This window comes from Mitsuaria sp. GD03876 (assembly GCF_029840635.1).
Lineage (GTDB): Bacteria > Pseudomonadota > Gammaproteobacteria > Burkholderiales > Burkholderiaceae_C > Roseateles.
In genome coordinates, this window is record NZ_JAOCCU010000033.1 from 53,977 (window position 1) to 70,923 (window position 16,947).

At 69.3% G+C, this 16,947-nt stretch carries 15 protein-coding genes; 5 read left to right on the forward strand and 10 right to left on the reverse strand.

Annotated features, from left to right (window positions below; translation table 11 throughout):
- Window positions 1-2 precede the first annotated feature (2 nt).
- The 4 genes from N5D62_RS19775 to N5D62_RS19790 all read right to left on the reverse strand — a co-directional run bounded on the left by N5D62_RS19775 (window position 3) and on the right by N5D62_RS19790 (window position 4,085).
- On the reverse strand, window positions 3-1,199 hold the full coding sequence (locus N5D62_RS19775) for a CaiB/BaiF CoA-transferase family protein (protein WP_279759599.1): 1,197 nt from the start codon (window positions 1,197-1,199) through the stop codon (window positions 3-5).
- A 114-nt stretch (window positions 1,200-1,313) separates the two neighbouring features.
- A complete protein-coding gene (locus tag N5D62_RS19780; RefSeq protein WP_279759600.1) occupies window positions 1,314-2,606 on the reverse strand; it encodes a type II toxin-antitoxin system HipA family toxin in 1,293 nt (430 codons plus the stop codon).
- Window positions 2,607-2,619: 13 nt separating this feature from the next.
- On the reverse strand, window positions 2,620-2,982 hold the full coding sequence (locus tag N5D62_RS19785; protein WP_279759601.1) for a helix-turn-helix transcriptional regulator: 363 nt from the start codon (window positions 2,980-2,982) through the stop codon (window positions 2,620-2,622).
- Window positions 2,983-3,188: 206 nt separating this feature from the next.
- Window positions 3,189-4,085, reverse strand: coding sequence for a LysR substrate-binding domain-containing protein (locus tag N5D62_RS19790; protein WP_279759602.1), 897 nt, complete (start codon window positions 4,083-4,085; stop codon window positions 3,189-3,191).
- 78 nt (window positions 4,086-4,163) lie between these two features.
- On the opposite strand from N5D62_RS19790, the gene N5D62_RS19795 reads away from it, so the two are divergent.
- The 5 genes from N5D62_RS19795 (at window position 4,164) to mdoH (ending at window position 11,508) form a co-directional block, all read left to right on the forward strand.
- Window positions 4,164-5,612 carry an ATP-binding protein gene (locus N5D62_RS19795; protein ID WP_279759603.1) on the forward strand — a complete coding sequence of 483 codons (1,449 nt, stop codon included), beginning with the start codon at window positions 4,164-4,166 and terminating at the stop codon, window positions 5,610-5,612.
- Window positions 5,570-6,181: a hypothetical protein gene (locus tag N5D62_RS19800; protein WP_279759604.1), complete on the forward strand. Its 612-nt coding sequence runs from the start codon at window positions 5,570-5,572 to the stop codon at window positions 6,179-6,181. Before N5D62_RS19795 ends, N5D62_RS19800 begins: the two co-directional genes overlap by 43 nt.
- Window positions 6,182-6,209: 28 nt before the next feature.
- On the forward strand, window positions 6,210-7,571 hold the full coding sequence (locus N5D62_RS19805) for a sigma 54-interacting transcriptional regulator (protein WP_279759605.1): 1,362 nt from the start codon (window positions 6,210-6,212) through the stop codon (window positions 7,569-7,571).
- Window positions 7,572-7,735: 164 nt separating this feature from the next.
- Complete coding sequence (locus N5D62_RS19810; protein WP_279759606.1) at window positions 7,736-9,325, forward strand: glucan biosynthesis protein G; 1,590 nt, start codon at window positions 7,736-7,738, stop codon at window positions 9,323-9,325.
- A gap of 11 nt (window positions 9,326-9,336) precedes the next feature.
- Window positions 9,337-11,508, forward strand: coding sequence for a glucans biosynthesis glucosyltransferase MdoH (gene mdoH, locus N5D62_RS19815; protein ID WP_279759607.1), 2,172 nt, complete (start codon window positions 9,337-9,339; stop codon window positions 11,506-11,508).
- A gap of 201 nt (window positions 11,509-11,709) precedes the next feature.
- Here mdoH and N5D62_RS19820 read toward each other — a convergent pair whose 3' ends face one another.
- From N5D62_RS19820 to N5D62_RS19845, 6 genes are all read right to left on the reverse strand, one after another.
- Window positions 11,710-12,114 (reverse strand): GFA family protein, encoded by a 405-nt coding sequence (locus N5D62_RS19820; RefSeq protein ID WP_279759608.1) that lies wholly within the window; start codon window positions 12,112-12,114, stop codon window positions 11,710-11,712.
- A 144-nt stretch (window positions 12,115-12,258) separates the two neighbouring features.
- Window positions 12,259-13,125 (reverse strand): urease accessory protein UreD, encoded by an 867-nt coding sequence (locus tag N5D62_RS19825; protein WP_279759609.1) that lies wholly within the window; start codon window positions 13,123-13,125, stop codon window positions 12,259-12,261.
- 37 nt (window positions 13,126-13,162) lie between these two features.
- Entirely contained in the window at window positions 13,163-14,758 is a 1,596-nt protein-coding gene (locus tag N5D62_RS19830; protein WP_279759610.1) for an ABC transporter substrate-binding protein, read from the reverse strand.
- Between the two features lie 53 nt (window positions 14,759-14,811).
- Window positions 14,812-14,976 carry a hypothetical protein gene (locus tag N5D62_RS19835; protein ID WP_279759611.1) on the reverse strand — a complete coding sequence of 55 codons (165 nt, stop codon included), beginning with the start codon at window positions 14,974-14,976 and terminating at the stop codon, window positions 14,812-14,814.
- Entirely contained in the window at window positions 14,939-15,859 is a 921-nt protein-coding gene (locus tag N5D62_RS19840) for a hypothetical protein (protein WP_279759612.1), read from the reverse strand. The genes N5D62_RS19835 and N5D62_RS19840 overlap by 38 nt, the downstream gene beginning before the upstream one ends.
- A gap of 188 nt (window positions 15,860-16,047) precedes the next feature.
- On the reverse strand, window positions 16,048-16,947 hold a 900-nt coding region (locus tag N5D62_RS19845; RefSeq protein ID WP_279759613.1), incomplete at its 5' end, for an HD-GYP domain-containing protein.

Below are 16,947 nucleotides of genomic sequence, written 5' to 3' on the forward strand. Positions count from 1 at the left end.
CCTCAGGAAACGATCTTGCGGTCGCGCAGCGCGGCGATCTGCCCGGCGGTGAGGCCGATCTCGCGCAGCACCTCGTCGGTGTCGCCGCCCAGCCGCGGCGCGGCGCGGCGCACGGCCCCGGGCGTGCCCATCAGCTTGGGCACGATGCCGGGCACGTCCAGTTCATGGCCGTCGCGGGTCTGCTGGCGCAGGATCATGTCGCGGGCGCGGAAATGCGGGTCCTCGACGATGTCCTTGGCGGTGTAGACGCGGCCGGCGGGGACGCTGGCCTCGGCCAGCGGCGCGAGCACCTGCTCGACGCTGCGCGTCGCGGCCCAGGCGCCGATGGCGGCGTCGATCTCCTCGACGCGGGCGACGCGGCCGGCATTGTTGCCCAGCGCCTCGTCGTTGGCGAGGTCGTCCCGGCCGATCACCTGCATCAGCCGCTTGAAGATCGAGTCCCCGTTGCCGGCGATCAGCACGACGCCGTCGGCACAGGGATAGGCGTTGGACGGCGCGATGCCCGGCAGCGCCGATCCGGCGGGACCGCGCACCGCGCCGAAGGCGCTGTACTCGGGGATCAGGCTTTCCATCACGTTGAGCACCGCCTCGGTCAGCGCGACGTCGATGACCTGGCCGCGGCCGCCGTTGACCTTGCGGTGGTAGAGCGCGGTGAGCACGCCGATGGTGCCGTGCAGCGCGGCCAGCGTGTCGCCGATCGAGATGCCGCAGCGCACCGGCACGCGGCCGGCCTCGCCGGTGAGGTGGCGCAGCCCACCCATCGCCTCGCCGATCACGCCGAAGCCCGGCAGGTCGCGATAGGGGCCGGTCTGGCCGTAGCCGCTGATGCGCAGCATGATCAGGCCGGGGTTCGCCTTGGCGAGCTCGTCGTAGGACATGCCCCAGCCCTCGAGCGTGCCGGGGCGGAAGTTTTCGATGAGGACATCGGCTTCGGCGATGAGGGCGCGGGCGATGTCCTGGCCTTCCTTCTGGCGCAGGTCCAGCGCGATCGAGCGCTTGTTGCGCGACTGGACCTGCCACCACACGGAGGTGCCGTCCTGGATCATTCGCCAGTTGCGCAGCGGGTCGCCGCTGCCGGGGGCCTCGATCTTCACGACGTCGGCGCCGAAATCGCCCAGCGTCTTGCCGGCGAACGGGCCGGCGATCAGCTGGCCCATCTCGACGACGCGCAATCCTTGCAGCGCCTGCAATCCGTCCATGGTCCGATGTCTCCTTGTGATGGGAGCGGATTCTGGGAAGGTCGCGGCGGAAACGGAATGCGGGAGACGCGGCGCCAGCTTTCACGGATCGCGAAAGCGGCCGAGGGTTGACCCTCAGCGGAGCAGGATGAACTGCTTGTCGATGAAATCGATCTCGCGCGCCGGCACGCCGGCGGCATCGGCGTAGACGGGCCACAGTTCAAACGCCTGCCGGACCTCGTCGATGATCCGACGCCCATGCCGGATGCCGAATCGATCGGCAACGATCAGCAGGTCCGTCACCTCGATGTTCTTGAACTTGCCGTTCACCGACATCAGGTGTTGATGGGTCCATTCCCCTTGCGGGTTGTGCGCGAACGTGAGGTCGTAGGCGGGCGCCAGGCGCCATGCCGGCTCGTGCTCCGGCAGGATGAAGCTCAGATTCTTCACGTGGTCGTCGCAGTTCATGCCGACGACATTGAAGACCATGCGCCGGAAGCCCTCCACGCGGTCCTCGTACGGCAGATCCAGTTGATCCATGGTCAGGAAGAACTGCTCGTACGAATGCACCCCCTTGAGCTTGTAGTCCAGGTGCTGCATCGCGCAGAGCGTCTGCACGTGATGTCGACCCGAACTCCCGTGACGATCGAAACGGCGGGTCATGAAATGCGCGCGGCCGTTCTCCTCGAGCAGATCGCAGTCGCTCATCCGGATGCCGGCTTCCCGTGCCATCAGGTGATAGGCGAACTCGATACGCCCGTATTGCTGCGTCGCCCCGAGCTCCTTGTCCACGCCGACGCCGTCGAACTTGAGGAGCCAGTGCTCGAAGCCGGGCGGAGCGTCCACCTGCCCCGATCGCAGTTCCTTGGTCCTTGGATCGATGGCCACCACGGCCTTGGCACGAGCGCCGCCGGCGGAGGTGCCCACATCGATGATCGAGCGCAGCGCGGCATTGGTGTGCTCGTCCTCGTCGATGGCGCCTCGTACAGCCTCGCGGGCGGCCAGCACGAGCTTGCGCATGTCGATCGCGCTGGCCTGCTGGGTGCGGGGGCCGCGGACCGGCCTGAAGGTCATCGCTCCCATGGCTCGTGTTCCCATGTAAGCCAGCCGGTCCAGCGCGGTCACCTGCGAGGCGGACACGCCTTGCCGGGCCATGTAGCTGTTGATCAGCGCATTCCCGAAGTCGTCGGGCAGCGCGTCGGCGAGCAATGCGGGCAGGCGCTTGTAGGTGTTGACCGGGAGGTTCGGGAACAGATGGACGTCTTGTGCATTGAGCGGCATGTGCAGCGGCGCCAACTCGATGCCGGTCCCGCGGAACGCCGGGTCATACGCGAAGGCGTAGAACCCATAGGCCGGATCGAGCGCGGCCACGCCGACGAGCATGTCCCACAGATGGACCTCGACGCGATCTACAGGGTGGTAAGGCATAGGGGGCGGGAGCCTACTTCACGCCTGTCCGGCGGTTCGCCAAGAACGTCAACTTCTTCGCCTCCGCCTGCGCGCGCTTCACGCTGGTGGCGGTGGCCCGCTGTCGTTGGTTGCTCCTGCGGGGCAGGTTCAGCGGATTGATCGTCGCCACCGGCGCCACGGCCTCGAACCAGGCCTCGCGGCCCAATGCGCGCATCACCATGATCAAGGTACGCAACGTCGAGCCAGCACCTTTCTCAAGACTGCGCAGCGCCCGAACGCTCACACCCGAACGCTCGGCCACGGTGGCCTGGTCCAGGTTCCGTTGGAGCCGAAGCGCACGAATCTTTTCGCCGACGCTTTGCTCGACCTCGTCATCGGTCTGAATTGCGTTCATAGAGCTGTCGTTAATCGGCAGAATTCTACCCTTAGACGACAATTTCCCCATCAACCGGCAGAAAAGTGATGGTTAACGACAGTGTGTCGACCGTGTCTTTACCGGCAGCCTTCTGCCGATAGACCTGGAATATCGCAGCTATCGGCACAAATCAGCCGTTTGTCAACAGCATGTAGAAATGGATCCAAAGCGGCTTCCGCGCGTCCTCAGTTCGCATCGCACAGGTAATCGATGAACACCCGCACATGTCGCGGGAGCGCATCCAGGTCGCGCACGCCGATCAGCAGCGTGCGGTCGGACCAGGCCTCGTCGAGCGCCACGCGGCGCAGGTTCAGCGGCTTGAGCAGCGGCTCCACCGCCACGTCCGGCAGCACCGCGATGCCCAGGCCGGCGGCGATCATCCGGCACATCGCATCGAAGCTGCGCACCTGAATCCGGTTCTTCAAGCGCCGGCCCAGCTTCTCCGTCTCCATCTCCAGCCGCTTGTGCAGCGAGGTCGCCTTGGCCAGCGTCACGAAGTCGTACTCGACCGCCGACTCCCAGCGCACCGCCTTGCGCCGCGCCAGCGGATGCCCCGCCGGCACCACCAGCACCAGCCGGTCGTGCCGGTAGTTCAGCACCCGCAAGCCGAGCGCCGGCGTGCGGTCCGCGAAGATGCCCAGGTCCGCGCGCCCGTCCAGCACCGCCACTACGATCTCGTGGCTGTCCGCCTCCTCGAGCTCGATCCGGATGCGCGGGTTGTCGCGCACGAAGGCCGACACCTGCCCCGGCAGGAACTGCGTCACCGCCGAGGTGTTGGCCCACAGCCGCACGACGCCGGTCAGGCCCGAGGCGTAGTCCGACAGGTCCGCCGCCATCTGGTCGACGTCGCTGAGGATGCGCTGCGCATGCCGCTGCAGCGCCAGGCCGGCCTCGGTCAGCGTCACGCCGCGCGAATGCCGCTCCAGCAGCGTCGTGCCCAGCGAGCGCTCCAGGTCGCTGAGCCGCTTGCTGGCCGCGCCGACCGCCAGCGCGGCCAGCTCCGCCCCCTTGCTGATGCTGCCGGTGCGCGCCACCAGGCTGAAGAGCGACAGCGAGACGAGATCGACGCGATGCAGGTTCATGGCCGCCGGAGTATCCATCCGTATCCGCGCCGCCGCGCACCGGCCGGCCCGCGGAGGCGCCGCTAACATCCGCCCCCGATGCTGAACCGAATCTCCTTCCGCCAGATGCTGCTGATCGGCTTCCTGTCGATCGCCGGCCTGCTCGCCGCCGCGTCGCTGGGCGGCCTGCTGACGCTGGAGCGGCTGACGATGCAGAGCCGCGAGGCCGTCGTGCGCGCCGCGCGGATGAGCTCGGAGGTGCAGCAGCTCGGCGACCGCGGCGTCAGCATGGAACGCGCCGCGCGCCAGTACGCGGTGCTGGAGGACCAGGCGCTGCGCCGCCGCTTCGAAGAGGACGCCGACGACGCCGACAACCTCCTCCGGATGCTGCGCGCCCAGGGCCTGGCGCCGGCGCCGCTGGACGCCTGGAAGGCCAAGCTCGGCGAGGTCCGCGCGCTGATGGACTCGCCCCGCGCGGCCAACCCGCGCAAGCGCGAGACCGACCTGCTGGCCCGCTTCCGCGAACTCGGCGCGCTGACCGCCGGCCTGGCCGAGGACGTGCGCCGCCATGCCGAATCCAGCAACCGCGTGCTGCAGGACAAGCTCGAGAACGGCCGCGTGCTGCTGGGCCAGCAGGTGCTGGGCGCGATCGCCGTCGCCGCGCTGCTGTCGCTGGTGTTCGGCATCTTCCTGACCCGCCCGCTCAAGCGGCTGGAGCGCGCGATCGCCGGCCTCGGCGAGAACCGCCTGGACGACCGCATCGAGATTCCCGGCCCGGCCGACCTGCGCTCGCTCGGCCAGCGGCTGGACTGGCTGCGGCTGCGGCTGGCGGAACTCGACGCCGACAAGGCGCGTTTCCTGCGCCATGTCTCGCACGAGCTCAAGACCCCGCTGGCCGCGCTGCGCGAGGGCACCGCGCTGCTGGAGGACGAGGTCGCCGGCCCGCTCAACGACAAGCAGAAGGAAGTCGCCCGCATCCTGCGCGACAACACCGCCGTGCTGCAGCGCCAGATCGAGGACCTGCTGCGCTTCAACGCCGCCGCGTTCGAGGCCCGCGACCTCAAGCCGCAGCGCACCGAACTCGTGTCCCTGATCCAGGGCACGATCGACCACCAGCGGCTGCAATGGCAGGCACGCGGATTGCACGTCGCCCTGTCCGGCGGACCGCTCGAGGCGGATGTCGACCCGGCCAAGATCGCGGCCGCCGTCGGCAACCTGCTCTCCAATGCGATACGCTTCGCCCCGCCCGGCGGCCGCGTCGACATCGACCTCGCGCGCCAGGGCGGCCAGCTCACCATCGACCTGCGCGACGACGGCCCGGGCGTCGCGCCGGCGGACCAGGCCCGCATCTTCGAGCCCTTCTACCGCGGCGAACGCCAGCCCGACGACGCCCTCAAGGGCACTGGCATCGGCCTGTCCATCGTCAACGAATACATCGCCGCCCACGGCGGGCGCCTCGAGCTGCTGCCCGCCGACCAGGGCGCCCATTTCAGAATCACGCTGCCATGCGCCCACACGCCAAGGTCCCTGAAGTCCCTCCCCGCCTGAGCGCGCGCGCCCGGCCCGCCGCCCGCGCCGCGACCCTGTGCGCCGCCGCGGCGCTGGCGCTGCTGGGCGGCTGCGCGCAGCAGCCTCCCAAGACCATCGTCAAGGAGGTCCGCGTCGAGGTGCCGGTGCAGGTGCCCGTGGTCGCGCCCACCGACAACGCCGCCCGCGCGGTGCTCAACGCCAACGACCGGCTGCGCCAGCTCAGCCCGCTGGAGCTCGCCCAGGAGGTCGCGCCGCGCGACGACGCCGCGCTGGCCCCGGGCGCCGCGGTGCAGCTCGCGCTGGCGCTGATGTTCAGCCACAACAACGGCGAAACCTTCCGCGCGCAGACGCTGCTCGACCAGGTGCTGCGCGACACCCGTCCCGAAGCCAACGAGTGGCGACCGATCGCGCAGTTCCTCGTCGACCGCGTCTCCGAGCAGCGCCGCATGGAAGGCGAACTCGAGAAGACCCGCCAGGCCCGCGACGACCTGCAGCGCCGGCTCGACGACGCCAACCGCAAGCTCGAGGCGCTCAAGGCGATCGAGCGCAGCCTGGGCGGGCCGCGGTCGGCGCTCGACAAGCCATGAGGGCCGCTCGAGTGCAAGAGGAACGCCCGTGAGCGGCGGCGCCCGCCTGCTGCTGGTCGACGACGACGCCGACCTGCTCAAGCTGCTGTCGATGCGGCTGGAGGCCGCCGGTTACGACGTCATCGCCGTCGCGAGCGCCGAGGCCGCGCTCGCGCAGATGGAAGTGCAGCGGCCCGCGCTGGTGCTCAGCGACGTCCAGCTGCCCGGCATGGACGGCCTGGCGCTGTTCAACCTGATCCGCGAGCGGCATCCGGCCCTGCCGGTGATCCTGCTGACCGCGCACGGCACCATCCCCGACGCGGTCGCCGCCACCGCCCAGGGCGTCTACACCTACCTGACCAAACCGTTCGACGGCCGCGCGCTGCTCGACACGATCGCGCAAGCCCTGACCCTGTCGGCGGCGCGGCGCGACGACAGCCCCGACCAGGCCTGGCGCGAAGCGATCGTCAGCCGCTCCAACGTGATGGCCGAGGTGCTGGCCGAGGCGCGGCTGGTGGCCGCGTCGCAGGCGCCGGTGCTGATCCGCGGCGAAAGCGGCACCGGCAAGGAACTGCTGGCCCGCGCGATCCACGCGGCCAGCCCGCGCGCCGGCCGGCCCTTCGTCGCGGTGAACTGCGGCGCGATCCCGGAACCGCTGCTGGAGTCCGAGCTGTTCGGCCACGTCAAGGGCGCCTTCACCGGCGCGCTGGCCAATCACCGCGGCCTGTTCCAGGCCGCCGACGGCGGCACGCTGCTGCTCGACGAGATCGGCGACATGCCGCTGCCGCTGCAGGTCAAGCTGCTGCGCGTGCTGCAGGAACACCAGGTCCGGCCGGTCGGCGCCAGCGACTCGGTGCCGGTGGACGTGCGCATCCTGTCCGCCACCCACCGCGACCTGGAAGCCGCGCTGGCCGAGGGCCAGTTCCGCGAGGACCTCTATTACCGGCTCAACGTCGTGAGCCTGACGCTGCCCGGGCTGGACGAGCGCCGCGAGGACATCCCGCTGCTGGCCCAGCACTTCCTGCAGAAGCTCGCGACCAAGTACGACAAGCGCCTGAACGGCTTCGCGCCCGAGGCGCTCAAGGCGCTGACGATGGCCAGCTGGCCGGGCAACGTGCGGCAGCTGCACAACGTCGTCGAACAGGTCAGCGCGCTGGCCACCTCGCCGCTGATTCCGCTGGCGCTGGTGCAGCGCGCGCTGCGCTCGCCCAGCATCGAAGTACTTCCTTACGCGGAGGCGCGACAGCGCTTCGAACGCGAATACCTGGTCGGCCTGCTCAAGCTCACCGACGGCAACGTCGCCGATGCCGCGCGGCTCGCCGACCGCAACCGGACCGAGTTCTACCGCTTGCTGCAGCGCAACGGACTGGACCCGTCGATGTTCCGCGCCGATGGGCCTGTCGCCGATTAGCGACAAGAAAAGTCCTTGTGAATCAAGGACTTGCTGAATAGGTGGGGTTCCGCGTCGCCGCCCGGCGACAAAAATCGCGGTGTGCAGCAGCGCACAAATGGCGTAAGCCCTTGATCTGAAAGAGAAATCGCATGTGGCACGGGCCTTGCAAAAGGTCAAGCCACATGCGAACTATTCACGCCCCTCACTCCCAGGCCCGCATCCAGGCGACCAGTGCTCGCCTCCAGGCTGACCAGCGTCGGTGGATCGGATCGTTCTTCGGACTGGCCGTCGGCGCCGCGCTGCTGGCCGCCACGGCCACGGCGCACGCCTTCGGCTTCGACGAGGTCGCGGAGCGCGCCAAGGCGCTCGCGGCCAAGCCGTACGCCGCGCCGCCGGACGCGCTGCCGGCCGAGTTGAAGAACCTCAACTACGACCAGATGCGCGACATCCGGTTCAAGCCGGCCCGCGCGCTGTGGCGCGAGGAGAAGCTGCCCTTCGAGCTGATGTTCTTCCACCTGGGCCACTACCAGACCCAGGCGGTGCGCATCAACGAGATCGTCGGCGGCCAGGCAAGACCTGTCCCCTTCAAGCGCGAGGACTTCGACTACGGCAAGAACAGCCAGCTGTCGCCGCAGAAGTGGGGCGACGTCGGCTTCGCGGGCTTCCGCGCGCATTACCACCTCAACAACGACAAGTACAAGGACGAGCTGGCCGTCTTCCTGGGCGCGAGCTACTTCCGCGTGCTGGGCGGCAACCAGCACTACGGCCTGTCGGCCCGCGGCCTGGCCATCGACACCGTCGGCGGCAAGGGCGAGGAATTCCCCCGCTTCAGCGAGTTCTGGATCGAGCGCCCCGCCGCCGGCGCGACCGCGCTGACGGTGCATGCGCTGATGGACTCGCAGCGCGCGTCCGGCGCCTACACCTTCGTGATCAAGCCGGGCGCGGAAACCGTCGTCGAGACCCGCGCGCGGCTGTTCCTGCGCGCGCCGGTGGCCACGCTGGCGCTGGCGCCGCTGACCTCGATGTACCTGTTCGGCGAGAACCAGCCGCAGAAGGGCGACTTCCGGCCCGAGGTCCACGACAGCGACGGCCTGATGGTCGCCAGCGCGAGCGGCGAATGGATCTGGCGCCCGCTGATCAATCCGAACGGCACGCTGACGACCTCGTTCACGCTGCCCGGCGTGAAGGGCTTCGGGCTGATGCAGCGCGATCGCCGCTTCGCCAGCTACGAGGACACCGAGGCCCGCTACGAGATGCGGCCCTCCGCCTGGGTCGAGCCGACCAGCGATTGGGGCCCGGGCCGCGTGGAGTTGATGTCGCTGCACACGCCCGACGAGACCCACGACAACATCGTCGCGTACTGGGTACCCGCCAAGCAGCCGGCCCCGGGCCAGCCGCTGGACTACTCCTACCGCCTGCACCTGCAGGGCGAGCAGCAGCAACGCCCGCCCGGCGCCTGGGCGGTGCAGACCCGCACCGGCTACAGCTACGCCAAGCTCGACAAGAACGAGCAGCAGTTCATCGTCGATTTCGAGGGACCCGCCCTCGCCGCGCTGCAGCCCGGCACCGACGTCAAGGCCGTCGCCAGCACCAACGCCAACGGCGAGGTGACCGAGGTCAACGCCTATCCGAATCCGGTGACCGGCGGCTGGCGCATGGCCGTGCGCATCAAGCAACTCCGCCCCGGGCAGTCGACCGAGCTGCGCGGCTTCCTCCAGACGAAGCAGCAGGTCCTGACGGAGACCTGGAGCCTGATTCTTCCTCCCCAGTGAAGGAGCACGAGATGACCGATTCCTTCCACGCCACGGCCCTGCGCCAGGCCAACGCCGCGCCGGGCCCCGTGGGTCCGAGCGCCCCCGCCATCAAACGCGGCGCGATGGTGCCGCGGCCCTGGGGGCAGCGCACGCCGCCGGTCGAAGCCCTGCCCGCGGCCGAACCCGCCCAGGCCTGGGAAACCGCCGCCCGCAACCGCCGCAACGCGCTGAAGCTGTCGATCGCCGCGGCCACCGCGCTGGCCACCGGCGTGCTCTGGCAGACCCACAACGGCTGGGCGAGCGAGCCCTGGGCCTTCGCGCTCCAATGCGTGCACCTGGCGCTGTTCGCGCTGCTGTTCGCCTGGGTCAGCGCCGGCTGCGTCACCGCGGTGATGGGCTTCTGGGTGATGCTGCGCGGCGACCGCCACGCCATCTCGATCAAGGACGCCGGCAACGAGGCGCTGGGCGCCGACGCCCGGACCGCGCTGGTCATGCCGATCTGCAACGAGGACGTCACCACCGTCTTCGCCGGGCTGCGCGCCAGCTGCGAATCGCTGGCCGCCGCCGGCGCGCTGCGCTTGTTCGACGTCTACATCCTGTCGGACTCCTCGGATCCGGAATGCCGCACGCAGGAGCTGGCCGCCTGGGCCGAGCTGCGCGCGCAGTTCGCCGGCCGCGGCCGCATCCACTACCGCTGGCGCCAGCGCCGGGTGAAGAAGAAGGCCGGCAACGTCGCCGACTTCTGCCGCCGCTGGGGCCGCAACTACCGCTACATGGTGGTGCTGGACGCCGACAGCGTCATGAGCGGCGACTGCCTGCTGGGCCTGGTGCGGCTGATGGAGAAGCATCCGCGCGCCGGCATCCTGCAGGCCGCCAACCAGGTCTGCGGCCACGACACGCCGCATGCCCGCGCGCAGCAGTTCGCGAGCCGTGTCACCGGCCGCCTGTTCGCCGCCGGCATGCAGTTCTGGCAGCTCGGCGAGGCCCACTACTGGGGCCACAACGCGATCATCCGCGTCGAGCCCTTCATGAAGCACTGCGCCCTGGCCCCGCTGCGCGGCAAGGAAATCATGTCGCACGACTTCGTCGAGGCGGCCCTGATGCGCCGCGCCGGCTACCAGGTCTGGCTGGTCGCGGACCTGCCGGGCTCGTATGAGCAGCAGCCTCCGCACCTGCTGGCCGAGCTGCAGCGCGATCGCCGCTGGTGCCAGGGCAACATCCAGAACGCCGGCCTGATCGCCGAACCCGGCCTGCACGGCGTGCACCGCGCGATGCTGGTGACCGGCGCGCTGTCCTACCTGGCCGCGCCGCTGTGGCTGCTGTACGTCGGCCTGGGCGTCCTGCTCTGGAACGTGGGCAGCAGCCAGGCCTTCCAGCCCTTCATGGAAGACGGCTCGCTCGCCCCGGGCGTGGCCGCGCTGTGGCTGGGCACCATCGGCATGCTGGTGCTGCCGCGCCTGCTGTCGGTGGCCGCGCTGATCCTGCGCGGCGAGCAGGCGCAGTACGGCGGGTCGCTGAAGCTGGTCGCCAGTTGCGCGACCGAGGCCGGCATGTCGCTGCTGCAAGCCCCGCTGCGGATGGTCGCGCACTCGATCTTCTGCGTGGTCGCGCTGACCGGCATCTCGCTGGACTGGAAGTCGCCGCCGCGGGCTGCCGAGGACGTGTCCTGGCGCGAAGCCTTCGCCGCCTACGGCCGCATCAGCGTGATCACCGGCGTGATCGCCGCCGTCATCGGCGCGCTCAGCCCGTCGACGCTGATCTGGGTCGCGCCGATCGCGCTGCCGCTGCTGCTGGCCGCGCCGATCACCGTGCTCTCGAGCCGCGCGCGACTGGGCGAGAAGATGCGCCAGGCGGGCCTGCTGGTCATCCCCGAGGAAAGCCAGACCCCGACCGTGCTCAGCAACGCCTGGGCCTACAGCCGCCAGGAACGCCGACTCCCCGGCTTCAGCGAACTGCTGGCCAGCCGACGCCTGACCGCCCTGGCGGCCGAGGCGATGGGACGACGCGAAATCGGCCACGGCACCCGCGCGCGAGTGCGCGGCCGTCGGCTGGATCAGCTGACGATGCAGCCGGGCGCGATGGAATCGCTGTCCAACGCCGAACGCATGCGCTTCCTGAGCGAGCCGGGGCATCTGCTGCAACTGGCGCAGCCGCTGCGCCCGGCCGCGGCACCGCAACCACAGTTCCGACTCGCGGCGTGAAACACCCCGCCGGGCCGGGCGTCAGGGAGCCGAGTCATGGCGGACCTCCCTGGCGCCCGGTTCCGGTGGACGTGCATCAACCGAGCACGATCAGACCAACCGGGTTCCCTTTTCTCCGTGTCCCCCTTTGGCACCCTACCGGGTGCCAAATTCCTCCTAATACCTACGAAAAGGGAACCCGGTCGGCCTGATCCGGACAGGTCACAACGGCTCGCGGTCGTGGGTCGTGATGCCCTCGGGAAGCTGCACCCATGCGTGCATGCGGCAGGTGTAGACGGAGTCCTGCGGGGCGGGGAAGTCCGGGTCGGCGAAAGCGCCGACGGCGACGCCGACTGACCCCTCGACGCCCTCTTCCGTGTGGAAGACATTGCTGCCGCAGACTGGGCAGAAACGGAATCGGAAACGTGCGCCCTGATCACCCGTTCGTACGAACTCGGCGGCGACGCCGATCACCTCATACGGCTCCCGGAACGCGGCCAGCGCCGCGAACACACTCCCCGTTCGGCGCTGACACGCCAGGCAATGACAGAGGCCGGTTCCCAGCGGCTCACCCTGCACCACGATCTTCAACTGTCCGCAACTGCACGAAGCGGTCCGTGTCGTCATCGATCACCTCCCTGGAGATCGGATGTGGAACGGCCATGCTAAGCGCCACCCGGCAGCACCAGGCACATCCATGCGACTTCGACGCCACACCCGCGGCGCGATTCGTCCCCTCTGTGAGGGATGCGCACAGGCAGCCCGTTTGCCCTACATCGCCCACAGGCGCGGCGTCGCCCCGTCCAGGCCCCACAAGACCTGACGCCACGCCGCCCAGCAACGACGCAGCAGCAAGGACACCGGCTCCACCACCGGCCCCAACGCCCGCACCACCAGCACCCCGTCGTGCGCGGCCGTCGCGCCAGCCGTCAGCCGCAACGCATCTCCCTCGATCACCGCGCGCACCGCGTCGAGCGCCGATTCCCTTCGCTCCCGCCCGATCGCCGAGCCCGCCGCGAACACCAGCGTGCCCAGGCAGCGATGCCCCGCCAGGCCCAGCGCGCCATCCATCAGCAGCGCGTCGGTGGCCTCGAGGCGTCCGCGCTCGAGCCAGACGCCCGGGATCTCCAGGTGCTGCTGGAAGCAGCCGGTGGAGAACGGCTGCCCCGCGCCCGGCAAGCCCAGCGCGGTGATGTCCCACGCCAGCAGTTCGGCCGTCGGGGCGAGCGTGAAGCGCGCCTCGTTCAGCGCCTCGCAGCCGGGATAGGCGATCGCCTCCAGCGGCAGCCACTCCAGCCGCGCGCCGTCGCCGAGCACCGCGCGCACGCGTTGCGTCGCGAGCGCGCCGGACGGGCTGCGGTAGAAGCGCGTCGCCCCCGGCGTCGTGACCAGCGCATGCGCGCCCTCGCCCACCGAGACCTCGATGTCCAGGGTGTCGCCGCCGACCAGCCCGCTCGGCGGGTGGACCAGCACGCTGTGGCAGATCGCGTCGCCCTCCGGATAGAGGCTCTTGAGCAGCCGCAGCGGGCCGTCGTGTTCATGGCTGACGACACATCGGCCGCGTTCGAGGCGGTAGTCGGCACGCAGGCGCGCGAGCCAGTGGGGGTCGGGTACGGCGGGACTCGGGGACTCGGTCATGGGCGCGGATGTTAGGGGCAGCCGCGCGCGGGAGACCTCACTTGGGCAACGTGACCCAGGCGTAGTCGAGCCAGTTGTCGGCGCGATGCGCCGCCTTCACGCCCTGGCGCGTGGCCCAGGGCGCGGCCTGCCGGTGCAGCGGCAGCACGTGGATCTGCTCGCGGTACTCCTGCAGCGCGGCCTTGATCAGCTGCTCGCGGCGGATCGGGTCGGCCTCGCTCGACGAGGCGGCGGCGAGCTGGTCGAACTTCGGGTTTCTCGAGCGCCCGTAGTTGTAGAAGCCGGCGCCGGACGCCCGGTCCTCGCCGCGGTAGACCGGCGTCAGGATGGTCTCGGCATCGGTGATCGCGCCGCCCCAGCCCATCAGGTAGAGGCTGGTCTCGTAGCGCTCCAGGCGGGGGAAGAAGAGCACCCGCGGCATCGCGTTGACCTTGACCTTGACGTTGATCTGCGCCCACATCGAGGCCAGCGCGAGGCAGATGCGCTCGTCGTTGACGTAACGGTTGTTGGGGCAGTCGAAATTGACTTCGAAGCCGTCCGCGTAGCCGGCCTCCGCCATCAGCTTGCGCGCGGCGGCGACGTCGAACGGCAGCCGCGATTCCAGCGAGGTGTCGTTGTAGGCGCCCAGCGGCGACGGCGTCAGGCCGCCGGTGGGCTCGGACAGGCCGTTCATCAGCCGCTTGTGGATGGCGTCGATGTCGATGGCCTGGTACATCGCGCGGCGCACGCGCAGGTCCTGGAACGGGTTCTTGCCGGTCGGCGAGCGGCCGTAGACCAGGGTGTCGCGGGCCTGGTCCATGCCGACGAAGATCAGCCGGTTCTCCAGGCCGTCGACGACCTGCACGCCGGGCGTCGTGCGCAGCCGCGGCACGTCGCGGGGCGACGGGTCGAGCAGCAGGTCGACCTCGCCGGACACCAGCGCCGCCAGGCGCGTCGCGTCGTTGGCGATCGGCGTGAACTGCACCTCCTGCACATTGCCCTCGAAGCGGCCCCACCAGTTCGGGTTGCGCTTGTAGACGGTGCGGATGCCGGGCTGGCGGCGCACCAGCATGAAGGGGCCGGTGCCGTTCATGTTGAAGCTGGCGAAGCTTTCCTCGTTGTCCTTGAAGCTCAGCGGACGGGTGACCTTGTGCTGCTCGGACCAGGACTTGCTCATGATGAAGAGCAGGTCCAGGTGCTGCAGGAAGATCGGGTTGAAGCGCGGCTGGGTGATCTCGACGGTCAGGTCGTCGACCTTGCGGGCGGTGCCGACGGCGTTGGCGTAGACGGCGACCTGCGAGGTCGGCGCCTTGGCGCGCTGGATCGAGAAGACGACGTCGTCGGCGGTGAAGGCGGCGCCGTCGTGGAACTTGACGTTGGGGCGGAGCTTGAAGCGCCAGACCAGCGGGCTGATCTGGGTCCATTCGGTGGCCAGGCCGGGGACGATGTTGAGCTGCTTGTCGCGGGCGGTGAGGCGCTCGTAGACCTGCGAGTTCATGCCGTTGGTCAGGCTCTCGTTCTGCGAGTGCGGGTCCATCGTCTGGGCGTCGCCCTGGCTGGCCCAGCGCAGGGTCTGCGCCGCCGCCGGCCCCGCGCCGAGGGATCCTCCGACCACGCCGGCGCACAGCGCCAGCAGCATGAGCATGCGCGTCATCCCGGTCTCCCCAACGACTCTGTGAATGTCGGCGCAGTGTAGGCAGCGCCCGCTCAGCGGGTGGTCGGGGTCTTTCCGTACGGTTTGCCGATTGCCGGCGCGTCACGCACCGGCTTCCGGTTCAGGTCGAACAGGTCGGCGTAGTAGGCCATGGCCGCCATGAGCCTTCGTTTGCGCCCCTCAAGCAGGACGATGTGAACGGGAATCTTCTTGGGCATGGGGAAGCTCCAGATTGGAAAAGGGAAAGGTGTGGAGGTGCACGTCTGGCGTCTCCGCCATCGACCAACCCGACGCGCGCGTGCGACACCATCGCGCGATCTCCGCAATGGCGTCTTCGGGCGCCCGGACATCGAAGAAGAGACGCTGAGCCTCTTTCCGATCGATCACGAAGGAGTGGGATGGGTAGCCGTAGACGAGTTGCAACAGCGCCGCCGAAGCGATGTTCTGTCCCTTGAACGCCAGTCGCTCGCCATAGGCCACGGCAAGGGTCATTGCGCGCGACATCGCGACCAGATGAACAGGATCGACCTGCTGCGCGATGGGATGAAACACACCCTCGATGAAGTCGGCGGCGGCAAGCGCCGCAGCCACGGGTGACAGGCCATGGTCGGTAAGTTGCCGCATCGACTCGGCATGGCACTGCATCTGCTGGGTCCACAGCAAGTCCAGCGTCTCGCTGAACTCCAAAGCCGAGGCTTGACGCGTCGCCTCGTTGACACGTGGCACCTGCATGTCCAGAGGACCTAGCTCACCGAGGTCGTCCATGTGCAGCGTCGATGCACCAAGCACGATCAACGTTCCGGCGCTCTTGCAATAGCGGGGAATCAACGCCTCGACGCGGTCGTAGTGAAAACCCAGTGCCCTGGCGATTCGGAAGGCGGCATGCGGATCTCCCCCCGGCGTCTCGAGCACGACCAGCACGGAGGCATGTGTTCGTCGCTCTTCCAGCAGCGCGCTGAGCCGTTCGTAGCCCTCCACCGTGATGGGCCCCGCATACGTCACCACGTCGAAGGGCGGCACCAGCGAAGCCGGATTCGGCAAACGCTCCGACCCCTGCGTCGCATCCGTCGCCGGACTCGCTTCCTTCAGAAGTACCGCCATCGCAGACCCTCCTGCGCCAGTCGTCGGCGCGAGTCCGCATCTTCGGGCGACCGGGTTCGGCGAACCATTGCCTCGACGAGGAGACATTCGCCTCGGACATCCAGGTCGGCTACACAAGCAAGTCGGCGGGCCCTACCGAGACAAGCCGTTGTCGGATGAGCCGCCCCTCCCGAGGCCGCCCCGCCCCCTCACTTCGCCGGCGCCTGCCAGAGCTCGTCGAGCCGCTGGAAGCCCCAGGTCGCCGGGTCCTCGCGGCCGACGATGCGGTCCGACGCGCCCGTGGCCGACAGGTCCATCACCTGCGTCGGGATCGGCATCTGCGACTTCGTCGAATAGAACACCCGCACCCGCGGCGCCGTCAGCGCCGTCGCGTTCTGCTCCAGCACCACCGCCAGCCGCCCCGACTGCAGCTTCACCAGCGTGCCCACCGGATAGATGCCCACGCACTTCACGAACGCCTGGAACACCCGCGGATCGAAATGCCCCGACCACTGCGCCATCCGCGCCAGCGACGAGGCCGGATCCCACGCGTTCTTGTAGGGCCGGTTCGAGGTGATCGCGTCATAGACGTCGCACACCGCCCCCATGCGCGACAGCAGGCTGATCTGCTCGCCCGCGAGCTTGCCCGGATAACCGCTGCCGTCCATCTTCTCGTGATGCCGCAGCGCCACGTCCAGCGCCGCCTCCGGCACCGACGTGCCCTCCTTCAGCATCTCGTAACCGCGCGCCGGGTGGTCGCGCATGATCGCGAACTCGTCGTCGGTCAGCGCGCCCGGCTTGTTCAGCACGTTCAGCGGCATCGCCATCTTGCCGATGTCGTGCAGCAGGCCCGCCAGGCCGGCCTCGCGCGTCTGCGCCTCGTCCAGGCCCATCTGCCGCGCCAGCGACACCATCAGCGCGCACACCGCCACCGAATGCATGTAGGTGTAGTCGTCCTTGGTCTTGAGCCGCGCCAGGCTGATCAGCGCCGACGGATTGCGCACCACCGAGCTGGCGACCTCCTCCACCAGCGGCAGGCATTGCTCCGCGTCGATCGCCTTGCCCAGCCGCGCCTCGCCGAACAGGTTCATCACCGCCCGCTTGGAGCG

Excerpts from the sequence above, each read along its gene's own strand:
- N5D62_RS19790 (WP_279759602.1), bottom strand. The coding sequence starts at position 4,085 with ATGAACCTGCATCGCGTCGATCTCGTCTCGCTGTCGCTCTTCAGCCTG.
- N5D62_RS19840 (WP_279759612.1), bottom strand. The coding sequence starts at position 15,859 with ATGGCGGTACTTCTGAAGGAAGCGAGTCCGGCGACGGATGCGACGCAG.
- mdoH (WP_279759607.1), top strand. The coding sequence starts at position 9,337 with ATGACCGATTCCTTCCACGCCACGGCCCTGCGCCAGGCCAACGCCGCG.
- N5D62_RS19795 (WP_279759603.1), top strand. The coding sequence starts at position 4,164 with ATGCTGAACCGAATCTCCTTCCGCCAGATGCTGCTGATCGGCTTCCTG.
- N5D62_RS19800 (WP_279759604.1), top strand. The coding sequence starts at position 5,570 with ATGCGCCCACACGCCAAGGTCCCTGAAGTCCCTCCCCGCCTGAGCGCG.
- N5D62_RS19825 (WP_279759609.1), bottom strand. The coding sequence starts at position 13,125 with ATGACCGAGTCCCCGAGTCCCGCCGTACCCGACCCCCACTGGCTCGCG.
- N5D62_RS19785 (WP_279759601.1), bottom strand. The coding sequence starts at position 2,982 with ATGAACGCAATTCAGACCGATGACGAGGTCGAGCAAAGCGTCGGCGAA.
- N5D62_RS19830 (WP_279759610.1), bottom strand. The coding sequence starts at position 14,758 with ATGACGCGCATGCTCATGCTGCTGGCGCTGTGCGCCGGCGTGGTCGGA.
- N5D62_RS19775 (WP_279759599.1), bottom strand. The coding sequence starts at position 1,199 with ATGGACGGATTGCAGGCGCTGCAAGGATTGCGCGTCGTCGAGATGGGC.
- N5D62_RS19780 (WP_279759600.1), bottom strand. The coding sequence starts at position 2,606 with ATGCCTTACCACCCTGTAGATCGCGTCGAGGTCCATCTGTGGGACATG.
- N5D62_RS19820 (WP_279759608.1), bottom strand. The coding sequence starts at position 12,114 with ATGACGACACGGACCGCTTCGTGCAGTTGCGGACAGTTGAAGATCGTG.
- N5D62_RS19810 (WP_279759606.1), top strand. The coding sequence starts at position 7,736 with ATGCGAACTATTCACGCCCCTCACTCCCAGGCCCGCATCCAGGCGACC.
- N5D62_RS19835 (WP_279759611.1), bottom strand. The coding sequence starts at position 14,976 with ATGCCCAAGAAGATTCCCGTTCACATCGTCCTGCTTGAGGGGCGCAAA.